The sequence below is a fragment of the Massilimicrobiota sp. An134 genome, assembly GCF_002160815.1.
GTDB lineage: Bacteria > Bacillota_I > Bacilli_A > Erysipelotrichales > Coprobacillaceae > Allocoprobacillus > Allocoprobacillus merdigallinarum.
In genome coordinates this window covers 1-11,938 of sequence record NZ_NFLH01000049.1, presented here as the reverse complement: position 1 = coordinate 11,938, position 11,938 = coordinate 1, and the positions used below count along the sequence as shown (strand labels likewise).

Annotated in this window: 13 protein-coding genes and 2 pseudogenes; 6 read left to right on the top strand and 9 right to left on the bottom strand. The window is 28.6% G+C overall.

Annotated features, from left to right (window positions below):
• Nucleotides 1–150: 150 nt before the first annotated feature.
• Genes B5E79_RS12615 through B5E79_RS12595 form a run of 5 tightly spaced genes read right to left on the bottom strand, consistent with a single transcriptional unit; the run spans nucleotide 151 to nucleotide 4,282 of the window.
• Nucleotides 151–1,041 (bottom strand): aldose 1-epimerase family protein, encoded by an 891-nt coding sequence (locus B5E79_RS12615; RefSeq protein ID WP_087298278.1) that lies wholly within the window; start codon nucleotides 1,039–1,041, stop codon nucleotides 151–153.
• A complete protein-coding gene (gene fba, locus B5E79_RS12610) occupies nucleotides 1,038–1,904 on the bottom strand; it encodes a class II fructose-1,6-bisphosphate aldolase (protein ID WP_087298277.1) in 867 nt (288 codons plus the stop codon). The genes B5E79_RS12615 and fba overlap by 4 nt, the downstream gene beginning before the upstream one ends.
• A gap of 50 nt (nucleotides 1,905–1,954) precedes the next feature.
• Nucleotides 1,955–2,470 (bottom strand): galactose-6-phosphate isomerase subunit LacB, encoded by a 516-nt coding sequence (lacB, locus tag B5E79_RS12605; protein ID WP_087298276.1) that lies wholly within the window; start codon nucleotides 2,468–2,470, stop codon nucleotides 1,955–1,957.
• A 12-nt stretch (nucleotides 2,471–2,482) separates the two neighbouring features.
• Entirely contained in the window at nucleotides 2,483–2,914 is a 432-nt protein-coding gene (gene lacA / locus B5E79_RS12600) for a galactose-6-phosphate isomerase subunit LacA (RefSeq protein ID WP_087298275.1), read from the bottom strand.
• Nucleotides 2,915–2,947: 33 nt separating this feature from the next.
• Entirely contained in the window at nucleotides 2,948–4,282 is a 1,335-nt protein-coding gene (locus B5E79_RS12595) for a class II D-tagatose-bisphosphate aldolase, non-catalytic subunit (RefSeq protein ID WP_087298274.1), read from the bottom strand.
• A 339-nt stretch (nucleotides 4,283–4,621) separates the two neighbouring features.
• Here B5E79_RS12595 and B5E79_RS12590 point away from each other — a divergent pair, with 339 nt between their 5' ends.
• Nucleotides 4,622–5,287 (top strand): DUF4867 family protein, encoded by a 666-nt coding sequence (locus tag B5E79_RS12590; RefSeq protein WP_087298273.1) that lies wholly within the window; start codon nucleotides 4,622–4,624, stop codon nucleotides 5,285–5,287.
• 24 nt (nucleotides 5,288–5,311) lie between these two features.
• Nucleotides 5,312–6,073 carry a DeoR/GlpR family DNA-binding transcription regulator gene (locus tag B5E79_RS12585; protein WP_087298272.1) on the top strand — a complete coding sequence of 254 codons (762 nt, stop codon included), beginning with the start codon at nucleotides 5,312–5,314 and terminating at the stop codon, nucleotides 6,071–6,073.
• An 84-nt stretch (nucleotides 6,074–6,157) separates the two neighbouring features.
• Here B5E79_RS12585 and B5E79_RS12580 read toward each other — a convergent pair whose 3' ends face one another.
• The 3 genes from B5E79_RS12580 to B5E79_RS12570 all read right to left on the bottom strand — a co-directional run bounded on the left by B5E79_RS12580 (nucleotide 6,158) and on the right by B5E79_RS12570 (nucleotide 8,647).
• Nucleotides 6,158–6,457 carry a hypothetical protein gene (locus tag B5E79_RS12580; protein WP_087298271.1) on the bottom strand — a complete coding sequence of 100 codons (300 nt, stop codon included), beginning with the start codon at nucleotides 6,455–6,457 and terminating at the stop codon, nucleotides 6,158–6,160.
• An 83-nt stretch (nucleotides 6,458–6,540) separates the two neighbouring features.
• Complete coding sequence (locus B5E79_RS12575) at nucleotides 6,541–7,005, bottom strand: hypothetical protein (RefSeq protein WP_087298270.1); 465 nt, start codon at nucleotides 7,003–7,005, stop codon at nucleotides 6,541–6,543.
• A gap of 199 nt (nucleotides 7,006–7,204) precedes the next feature.
• On the bottom strand, nucleotides 7,205–8,647 hold the full coding sequence (locus B5E79_RS12570; protein WP_087298269.1) for an ISL3 family transposase: 1,443 nt from the start codon (nucleotides 8,645–8,647) through the stop codon (nucleotides 7,205–7,207).
• Nucleotides 8,648–8,844: 197 nt separating this feature from the next.
• On the opposite strand from B5E79_RS12570, the pseudogene B5E79_RS12565 reads away from it, so the two are divergent.
• From B5E79_RS12565 to B5E79_RS14080, 4 genes and pseudogenes are all read left to right on the top strand, one after another.
• Nucleotides 8,845–9,783: pseudogene (locus B5E79_RS12565) on the top strand (IS30 family transposase).
• A gap of 161 nt (nucleotides 9,784–9,944) precedes the next feature.
• A pseudogene (locus B5E79_RS12560) lies at nucleotides 9,945–10,100 on the top strand (amino acid--tRNA ligase-related protein); the annotation flags it as partial.
• A gap of 229 nt (nucleotides 10,101–10,329) precedes the next feature.
• Nucleotides 10,330–10,869 (top strand): hypothetical protein, encoded by a 540-nt coding sequence (locus tag B5E79_RS12555; protein WP_087298268.1) that lies wholly within the window; start codon nucleotides 10,330–10,332, stop codon nucleotides 10,867–10,869.
• The gene (locus B5E79_RS14080) at nucleotides 10,854–11,255 is read left to right on the top strand and encodes a hypothetical protein (protein WP_087298267.1); all 402 of its coding nucleotides are present in this window, start codon (nucleotides 10,854–10,856) and stop codon (nucleotides 11,253–11,255) included. Before B5E79_RS12555 ends, B5E79_RS14080 begins: the two co-directional genes overlap by 16 nt.
• A 315-nt stretch (nucleotides 11,256–11,570) precedes the next feature.
• Here the strand turns inward: B5E79_RS14080 and B5E79_RS12545 are convergent, their stop codons facing one another.
• On the bottom strand, nucleotides 11,571–11,807 hold the full coding sequence (locus tag B5E79_RS12545) for a hypothetical protein (protein ID WP_087298266.1): 237 nt from the start codon (nucleotides 11,805–11,807) through the stop codon (nucleotides 11,571–11,573).
• Between the last annotated feature and the right edge of the window lie 131 nt (nucleotides 11,808–11,938).

Genomic DNA, 11,938 nt, shown 5'->3' with positions numbered 1-11,938 from the left:
TTTAGTTTTGCAGTTTCCAGGCCGCAATACTATTATACAGGAGGTTTTTAACATTATCACTACGCTAAAGCTTTTTACTGACCCACAGACTATCTGTGGGTTTTATTGTATACAAAAATCTGTTAACATTTCGTTAACAGATTCCGTTTATTACTTTGCACTTATTATATTTATAGAATATGAATAAACATTTGTATGATTTGGTTCAACATATTGAATATTACGTTTTTCATCAAATATGTCACTTTCATCTAATCCTGTTGATAATCCATTCCATGGTTCTATTGCTATGAAAGGTCCATGATTTGCTGATGTCCAAAGAACTAGATACTTAAAATCTTCAAAAGAAACCTCAACCTGGTAATTTGATTTTTTTGATTTTAACTTTACGTTTCTTGATTGTATTTGATCTAAGATAAGTGAATCTACAAAGAACAATTGATAAGATAGGGAGATGAATCGTTGGTTTTGCATAAATTCAAATCTTTTATCAAAATCAATCAAACCTGATTGTTTTATTGGAGTAGGTATAGTTAAAGTTTCTTCTTTTTCAAATTCTAAATAATAATCTTCATATGTTTCGTTTTCAAATAACGGACAATTTAATGCTGGATGAGCACCAATGAAGAATGGCATTCTTTTATCTCCATAGTTTTCAATTAAATATTTAACAACAATTTCTTTTCCTTTAAGAATATATTGTATCATTAATTTAAATTTAAAGGGATATGATTCATATAAATCATGATTTGTATATAGAGAAAATAAAATATAGTTATCTTCCTGATGTTCACATTCGAATTCTAAATGTCTAACAAGACCATGTCTAGGCATTTTGACTATGTCCCCATCAATTGTCTTTGCCTGATTATTTCTTATGCTTCCACAAATTGGAAATAGTACTGGCGCTTGTCCTTTCCAATAAGTTTCGTCACCTTGCCATAAATATTCATTTCCTAAAGTATCTTTAATAGAAGTAATAGTTGCTCCTAAGGTATCAAATGTCAAAGAAAGATATTCATTCTCTAATTTATATTTCATAATAAAGTAGATTTATCCTTTCCATGACTGCCACAAACTTTAATTTTGTTCATTACATATTTTTTAACTTCTTCTCTTCCTTGGGCATTATACTTCTTAGGATCTATTGCTTCAGGGTTTTTATTCAAGAATTCTTTAACTCCTTTAGAAAAAGCAATTCTTAGGTCAGTTGCATAATTTACTTTACATATTCCTTTTTGTATACATTGTTGTACTACATCATCAGGAACACCTGATGTACCATGTAAAACAAGAGGAATAGATACAACTTCTTTTATTTGAGCTAATCTTTCTAAATCTAATTTAGGTATTCCTTTATATACACCGTGTGCTGTTCCAATAGCAACTGCTAATGAATCCACACCTGTTCTTTCTACGAATTCTACAGCTTGCATAGGATCTGTATAAGGGTTATTATCCCCACCATCTAAATCATCTTCTTTACCACCAACTTTACCTAATTCTGCTTCTACACATACACCAGAAGGGTGACATGCTTCTACAACAGATTGTGTTAGTTTAATATTATCTTCAAATGATTCATGAGAACCATCAATCATAATAGATGTATAACCAACTCTAAGAGCACGCATAGCTAATTCAAAACTATTTCCATGATCTAAATGTAAAGCAACTGATACTTTAGCTTTATCTGCAGCAGTTTTAACATTTGCATAAAAATAATCTAAATCTGCATACTTAACAGTCGATGGTGTAGTCTGTAATATAACTGGTGATTGTAATTCTTCTGCAGCCATAACAACTGCTTGTACCATTTCCATATTTTCTACATTAAATGCTCCAATAGCATATTTATTTTTTTGAGCATCTAATAATAATTTTTTTGTTGTTACTAAAGTCATAATCTTTCCCTCTTTCTTAAGATTTAAAAATTATAAATAGGTATTTTATATTAATCGTGATATTCTCCACGATCCCATTTTTCTAAGAATTCATCAAAGAAATGATCATCACCAATATAATCAGTTCTATCAATTAAATTATCAATCTTATTAATTAATTCTTTATTTTCATCAGTTGGTTTATATTCTGCTGCAAAATAAGCATCCATAATATCTTCGATCATACCAATACCAGAAACTCTTCCACCAACACCAATAATATTACAATTTAATTCTTCTTTTGCATAAACTGCTGCTGCCACATCACCAACTAATGCACAACGAGCACCTTTAACTTTTTGAACTGCATTTGTAATACCTACACCAGTACCACATAATACAACTCCTAAATCAACTTCTTTTGTAACAACTTTTTCTGCTACTCTTTTTCCATAAATAGGATAATGAGTTCTTTCAAAGTCATATGTACCACAATCTACTACTTCGAAACCTCTGTTTTCTAAATATTCTTTAATATGGTTTTTTATATCAGTAACGATATGATCGCATCCAATAGCTACTTTCATTTTGTTTTCCTCCTAGCACATTTTATTTAACATATCTACTCTAATTTGATGACGTCCACCAGAATATTGGGCAACTGCAAATCTATGAGCAATTCTTTTAGCTACGTCTTCACCAATAACACCACTACCCATTGTAATGACATTAGCGTTATTATGATCTCTTGTCATTTTTGCTGAGTGTTCATCATTTAATTCAGCACAGATAATATATTTAAATTTATCTGCCACCATAAATGGACCAGCACCAAATTCATCAATAATAATTCCTTTATTATTTTTAACATCTTCTAAAACCATTTGTGTAACTTTGATTGATGCATCATAGAAATCTTTATCTCCACCTTCTGAAACATCAATAACTTCAAAGTTTAATTCTTTTAAATATGAAACAATTGTATCTTTTAATTGTAATCCTTTTTTATCTGAACCAATAATAATTTTCATACTCGATCTCCTTATTTTATTCTTCTTGTATATTTATTCTTGAACAAGTTTTTCTTGATGTGTAGCAAATAAATATTCATCAATTGTATTAGTAATACGATCTTTTAATAATTCTTCTGCCTTGTTTTCTAATAATCCTTCTCTGATTTTTGTATATTGAATTGGCATAAATTGACTAATTAAATTTAATGGGATTTCTGGTAAAGAATTTAAATTATCCATTAAAACTTTCTTAGCTGTTTGCATTGGTTGTGATGGCATATAATATCTACATCTATCTGAGAATGAATATTTACGTTTAATATATCTTTCATTGTCATTACCTGTATAATACTTTAACCATTTGCTAGGATCTTTTAACATTTCTTCTTCTAAAACATCAATAATATGAGATGTTTCTACATCTGTATCATGGAAAGCTTCTTCTTCAATTCTTGCTAATGCAAATAAACCTTCACGCATAGAGAATGTTAAACCCGGACCTACTTTTAAGATACCAACACCATCTTCAACTAATTCTCTTAATTTATATTTTGTTTGATAATCAGTTGAATGACCTTCAAAAATTAAAGTTGGATATTCTTTAATAGCAGCAATTAAGTCAGCAGCTTTACTTCTATCATATTCTGTACATCCTGCATCTTTTTCTTCAACACCTGGTTGAACAACAACTGCAATAACATCTTCCCAAATATCTGAGATATTTTCTTCTGCAAAAGCTTTTTTGAAAGCTTCTACTGTTGCTTTAAAGTCTTCTACTTTAGTTACCTGCATACCTGTATCTTCAGTTTGTGATTGTTGCCCTCCAGGAATAGGTACTTCACTACCAACGATATAAACTGGTTTAATAGCTTCAGGCTCAGTCTTTAATAATTCTTTGTAAGCTTCATTAGCAACTTTTGCTAAGCATGCTCCACGTCTTGCGATAACTTCGTCACTTAAAGGAGCATTTGGATCATCATCTGCCACTCTCATTGAAGTATCGATATGGATTTTTGTAAATCCTGCTAAAACATAATGCTGAATTAGAACTTTTGCATTTTCCATAGCTTCAGCTTCATTTAAATGTGTCCATGTTAATGGACCTAAGTGATCTCCTCCTAAGAATAAACGATTTTCACTTAATCCAGCTTTTTTTGCTAAATCTAAGCAATAACTTCTAAAATCCTTTGGAGTCATACCAGTGTAACCTCCATTTTGATCACATTGGTTTGCAGTTGCTTCAATTAAAGCAACGCTGTTGGTTTTTGCAGCTTTTTCAATAACAGCTTGTAATACATATTCATTAGCACTACATGCTGAATAAATACCTACTACTTCACCTTTGTTTTTTCGATTAATTAATTCTTTTAATGGGTTATAGTTCATTTTATCTTCCTCCTCACCAAGAAGATACACCTTTTCAGAACATTTTTCAATACATTTTTGTTCATTTTTAACAATTTATTGTTCGTTTTGAACTTTTGTGTGTGTTTTTACTTAATTTTTATCAATTTTAGCTGTTTATATAGCACATTTTATATATTTTATCTTTTATTCAACTTATCAATTACTTCCTAAAATCTAAATGATATATTGATTAGAATAACTTTTTTATTATGATTTACAACAAAAATGTTTGAAATCTCAATGTAAAATGTTTGTTTTGAACATTTTGTATTGATTTTCTTTCTCCAATGTTATAAACTATCCTTGGAGGACGTAACTATGTTAGAACAATTAAAGAAAACAAATTCAAATATTAAATTTTTTACAACAAAGGATGAAAATTTCAAAAAATATGGAAGAGTATTAAACCTAGATGCTACTTCAATCATTGATCATTTATCTACCCAAGAAGAAAAAGATAATATTAAAAATGCAACAAAAGCATCTTATGTTACCGATAGAGAAGATTTACATGATTTTGAATGTATTCCACAAATTCAAAAAGAGATTTTTGGATACTTACCTATTCAGGCTGGTGTTGTAAAAGGGAAAAATCAATCTTTAACTGGTACTGAATTTCATCAAGGAAGTGAAGTAAATATTGCTGTTACAGATTGTTTATTGGTTTTAGGAAATAAATATGATATGATAGATAATGCAATAGATGTTTCACAAATGGATGTATTTTATGTTGAAAAAGGAGAAGTTTTAGAAATTTATTCTACAACTTTACACTATACCCCTATAGAAGCTAACAAAGATGGATTTTCTTTAGTGGTTATTTTAATTGAAGGGACTAATACTGATATTGATTTTGAAAAAAATTCTGTTCTTTGCAAAAAGAACAAATGGTATGTTTGTCATTCTTCTCAAACAGCAAAAATAGAACAAGGATTCAAAGTTGGTTTAATGGGAGATTTATTAACTATAAAATACCCTAAGTAATTTTATATAAAGGAGATAACCAAATTGAAAAAAGAAAGAAGAGATTATATACTATCTCAACTTGAAAAAAATTCACTTATTAAAGTTTCTGACTTACAAAAAGAACTTGGAGTTACAGAAATGACTATAAGAAGAGATCTTACTCAATTAGAAGAGGAAGGTTTATTAATTAGAGTACTAGGTGGTGCTCAAAAGATTCCATCAGTTCCATCTCTTAATCAGTCAACATTATTATCATTAGAACATGAAGAAAGAAGAAAATTAAATAGAGAAAAAAAGGAAATGATAGGTAAAAAAGCTGCAGAACTAATTAAAGACAATGAAGTTATTTTTGTTAGTGCTGGATCTACTAATGAATTTATTGCTCAATATTTAACTGCAAAAAATGTTAAAGTTATTACTAATTGCTTATATATCTTTTTCTTATTTAATAATTTACCAAATACTGAGACTATCTTAATTGGAGGTAAATATAATTCATTTATTCATTCTTTTTTAGGAACAATGACTTTTGAAGGAATTAAGAACATTAATTTTACAAAAGCGTTTGTTGGAACAAATGCTGTTTCTAACAACAAGTTATATGCTTCTAACGAAGAAGAAGGACTTTTACATAAGACTATTCTTGATAATTCTATTGAGAAATATATTTTATGTGATACAACAAAGTTCAACACTGCCGCTTTCTTTAATTTTTATGATTGTAATCAATTAACAGCTATTATCACTGATGATGATACTTTCGAAAATATAAATGAATATCAAGAACTATGTCATTTAATGTAATACATACAACAAAACCACAGAAGGTTAGTCTCCATGTCAATAATGGAGCCTCTATTACAAACTATGAAACTGTTTAACAAAGTATTAGTCATCAAATAAATCATTAAAGGAAATAATCTCATAGTTTTCTTTTTTTATATTTAACTTTTTTGGCTTATTATCTATTGTTGAAGATACTGTATTATTATCAATTTTATTTTTTATTTGATTTATGATATTTTCCATCTTTAATAAATCATTATTAATTATGTTAAGATCTTCATTACTCATCTTACTTAATATTTGCTGATCAATAGACTCCAATAAAGAAATACCCTTTTGAATTTGTGACACAGGTAGTTTTTTTATTTCTTCTCTTTTTACCTTTTTTAAATAAGTATCCATAGATTCTTTTAATTGTTGAGAAATATCCTGATTATGAGTTATATGTTGTTTTATTAACTCGTTGTTAATCTCGTTATATTCTATTATTTTTTTCTGTTCTTTAGTGCAATTTCCTTTTGATCTTTTAAAAAGTCGCTTTTATGAGTAGTGCTAATAATGTCCTTGATGTTGCGAATAAATCTTGTTAGATCTCCATTAGGCTGCATTAAGATATTATTAAATGCACAAATCTTTAAATCATTAATCTCAGTTTCATTCTTACATTTTTTTATTAACTTACCTAATTCTTCAATTGGAGATCCTATTTTTATATCTCTTGCAATATAGAATTGCCTTGGTGCATTGATATATTCTAAAAACTCTACTAAAAGTTTCGCTACGTCTAGTTTATTTTTCAATACATTTATACTTTCACTAGTACTTTTTGCATATTCCTCTATAGTAAGTAATTTAGTATCAACAACATCTGTATATAGACCTGCTAAACGATCAATAAGATTATAATCAACTTTTGCTTCTTCACCATACTGAATCGATAATTCTAACATTTTAATCTGTTTTGAACTATTTTCAAGATTACGATCTAATATAATGGTTTCTAAATATCGGGTCTCTAAATTTTGGCGGGGTTTGTCAAAATAAGACTCTATAATTTAGCGGGGAGTATCAACTCCCCACTTTATTTAGAGTTGAAAAAAGGTATCTAAAATCTAGGCTACATGTCAAGAGTGGAGGATAAAGGAATAACTATTGAAAGATAGGGATTCCTTTTTTTCTGTCTTTGTAAATGAAAGTGTAACTATAACCAAGATGTAAAAATATGCGTTTTCTTAAATTGTAGAAATATCTGAACCCATGTGCATTTCTTTTGATAAGTTTGATTTTATTGTTCATTCCTTCAATGAATCCATTATTGAAGCTCGTTCTATAGAATCTGTCTCTTCTTTTATATTTAGTTGTATAAGATAGTGAACATAGAAGTGGAATAAACCATTTCTTTCTAAAGTTTTTAGCAGTTATCTGATAATAACTATTGTGAGTATCAAAGATATAATCAAGCCATCTGTTTAATTCTTTTTTATAGTCATTATGTTTTTCATGAATAAATTTCAATAGATTTTGATATATTTCATAGTTATCAAGCATTTCTAAAATAACAAGAGAATCGAACATCGTACTATCATCACAGTCTTTATTGTTTCTTCTTTCACTAAGATCATAAAGATAATCAATATAGGAAGCACAGGTAAAATATCTCTTCAAATGAAAATCATACCATGTTTTTTCATTGTCCAGATCTTTTCTGTATTTATAAAATAATCGAAGTTGTCTTTTGATTGATTTGGCTAATGGTTGATAGTGAAGAAAAGAACAGACATCAAGTCTTGACTGGATAAAATTCTGACCAACAAGTCTGACATAATGAAATCTGTCACATATGATCTGAGCATGAGGGAAAAGAGAATGCATGATGCACTGAAAAGCACCAGAAAGATCCATAATGATAAACTTAACCTTTTTTCTTTCAGTAAAGGGAAACCTGAGAAAATAGTTCTTTAGAAAAGAAGCTTTTCTGTCTTCGATAATATCAAGAGTCTTACCAGTGATAGGATCAACGATATTAAAAGCATAGGTTCCTTTATCACTGGTAGCCTTAAATTCATCAATGGAGATAACAGAGGAAAGATGATAGAATCTATCAGGGATATAGATGTTTTCATTGAAGATGCGATACATGGTATTTTTACCAAGACCATGCATTCTGGAGATGGAAGCCATAGAATGATTTTCATTCATTTCAAAAAGAGCGGACTGAACATTAGGAATAGTTGCCTTTCTATTATCGAATTGAAAAGGGATATCTTCAGCAAAATAAGAAGAACAATCATTGCATATATATCTATGATAAGATACGACAAGAACAACAGGGAGAGAACCAAAGGAGAAATGTTTAAGATTGATAGATCTTGTGCCTTTGGATATGTGATGATTGTAGGAACCACAGTGAGGACAAACGAGATTAATGATAGTAGATTTAAGATTAATATACATAGTCATAATTCCATCATCATTGGCTTTTTTTAAAATGCAACTGTTCGTTCCAGGGAAAGGAAAAGGAACAAAGTTATGAGAAAAATCATTAATTTGTAGAATTTCAAGAATATCATTGATATAATTAATTTCGGACATAATATATAACCTCCTTATGATTTTTGGTAGCACATAAATTTTACAGTAGGGTTATAGTTATGTCTATTTTTATATAAAAATAAAACTGAAAGATTTATTTAAATCCTCCAGTTAAATTATAGAGCCATAAAGTGCACCACTCAGGTGTGCTTTTTTGATACAATAAAGGAGCTCACCCGACGAAAAGGAGCTCCTATATGAATTATAAACATTTAGATGAAAAAATGAAAGCACAAATTGATATTTTATACCAGCTTGATTGCTCAATGAGAGAAATCGGTAGGCGTCTCAATATCTCTCATTCCACTGTTTCCAGGTATCTTAATAATGTTCATAAACAAAGATCAATTGTTAATATTCATGTCAAATATAAAGATTTTATCGATTATCTTATTAAACATTATGATTGGAGAGTCAACTCAATTGAGGCATGTGTCTACAAATTTAGGAAATACCATCCAACAAAACCATCAGTAAGTGTTCAACAGGTTTATAACTGAATCAATGATGGAAAGATAGAAATACAAGTAGAACATACCTGCTATAAAAGAAGAAAGAAAAAGAGAAAAAGAAAAAGCGGAATGATGAATCACCTTAAATGGAACATAGATCATAAAACGGTATTACCAATAAGATTAAGGCCAAAATACATAGAAAAACGGGATGAGCCAGGGCATCTAGAGATAGATTCAATCATTGGTAAGAAAAATGAGTATGCCAGTATCATATCAATAGTAGATAGATGTACAAGGGTGATGTGGCTTATCAAAGCAGAAGGAAGAAATGAATACTACATAGATAAGTTGATAAGAAAATATATTGAAGAAAATAAAATAGAAGTAAAATCAATAACAGTTGATAATGGAAATGAATTTAATGCATTAGGAATCGCAGCGAAAAGAATGAATGTAAAACTGTATAAATGTAATCCATATTGTTCATTTCAAAGAGGAACAAATGAAAGAGCAAATGCACTTGTAAGAAGATTCATACCAAAAGGAAAATCGATGTACAATATTGAACAACAATATTTAGATGATATAAGTTTCAAAATCAACTCAATGAATAGAAAAACGTTTGACTTTAAATCAGCATATGACATAGAATGTGAATATATGATAAATGGTGCACTTTAAATTTTAAAAAAGAAAAAAATTGTGATATTTTTTTATTTGGCATACATTTTGGAATACAAAATTAGTTCAATATATTAATATTATAAGCATAATAGCAAAAATAAAGAGTGTATACTTATGAAATAACATATAAAAATATGTGTTAAAAATCTATGAGAGTTGAAATGGATTTAGATTATGTAGAAGCATTGGAATATGGATTACCACCAACAGGTGGAATGGGTATGGGTATTGATAGATTAGTGATGTTATTAACTGGTCAAGAAAGTATACAAGAAGTTATCCTCTTCCCACAGATGAAACCAAGAAATAAATAGTGATGAAAATTAAAAATGTATAAATAGGTAAAATGTAGATATACTTGAAATTAAGCAGGTTACATGCTATAATCTGCTTGTAAATCGAGAAGCATTGTATCAATGCAGAAAGGTAAGGGATATTACTCCTTACCTTTTCTAGTCTTTATAAGAGATTTAACACTAAATAAGTTTCCATTATAAATACAATGCCTCATGAAATCTATAATACAAAAAGAGGACAAAAAATATGTATGAATTTTTTGATAAGAAGAAAGCCTTACAAATCATATTAGACATAGCCTATCATAAAGGAATATCTCAAGCTCAGTTGATTGAAGGAATTTATGACTATTCTCATTTCAATAGAATGTGTAATGGCAAAGAAAATATAAAAATAGATATACTTGTATTATGCTGTATAAAACTAGAGATCAGTTTTGATAAAATCATACAATTAAGTAAAGAAAAAACTTTGTTAGAATTGGATGCCTACTATGATCAATTTGAAATCATAAGACAAAAAAGAAATTACAATGAATTGTCAAAATTATATCAATCAATCATTTTCAATAAAAAAATAAAAGAATTAGATAAATATAAACAATTATCCACTCATATTCTTGCTATTATTGAAGGTCAAAACAATCATAACTTTGAAACAGCAAAACGCTTATTAGAACAGGCATTTGAACTATCAGGATATTCAATACAAAAATATAACCAATTTCATTTAACCAAAGAACAAGTAGAGATTTTAATTGACTATTCTATATGTTGTTTTTTTTAAATGATTCAAAATGGCAGGAAATACTGCTGTATTTAAAAGAGAATAAGAATAATTTTATTGATGAAGAAACTTTTGACTATATATATCCAAAAATTATATACAACTTAAGTACGATATTTTTCTATAATAAAGATTATATCAACTCTTTAATCTATAGCGAAGAAGCAATACAATTTTGCAGAAACAAAAATAAATTCATAATTTTACCTTATCTATATTATAATTCTGCTTGTTGTCTATGTATGTTAAAAAAATATGATAAAGCTAAAGAATACTTAGATAACAGTAAAAGCATATTTAAAATCCAAAATAATTTAAAAGAATTTCAAAAAGTATATCAGACAGATTACCAAATCTATTTCAAAAATAGCGGCTTTACTATATAAACAACTTCTCAAACAATCAAATGAATCCCAATTCAAATAAATTGTACGTAGTCCTATTTTTATCATCATAATGACTAATAAAATATTCTAAATACAAAGGAATAAATTTGTTCTCATCAGATAAAATAATTTATATATGAACAAATTCAAATAACATATATAAGACTGAAGAAAAGTTTCTAGATTATCTCCATATTCAAACTATCCCAGCATTGCTTATAGTGATTTTCATTTTATAACGGTAATCTAAAATAACACGGGGTTGTGGGGTTTTGGATTATAAGAAATTGTGGGAAGGTTGTTCTTCCCACAATTTTAAAACTGTATAGGAGAATCATGATCTGATGATGAGTCATGGTTCTTTTTTTCTGCTTTTTCTATCAGTTTATCTAACTTCAGATTGATTTCCTGAGTCAAGTCATCCAGTTCATCTGCATATTCATATACCATATTGAGTTTGTACAGTATATCTTCCAGCACTCGCTGTCTATTGACAATGCTTATATCATGATCATCCACAATCAGTGTATAAATCTTTCTTCTTGTCATCATTCTGTAAAATCTCCCTTGTTTTTGATTGGATACAGGTGATATGTTGAGTCTTTATTGAGACTGTACATGATTCTTGTCTTGAAACGATGCCAGTTGAGGTATCCGTTTGAACTGTGTTTCAGCAGCTTGAT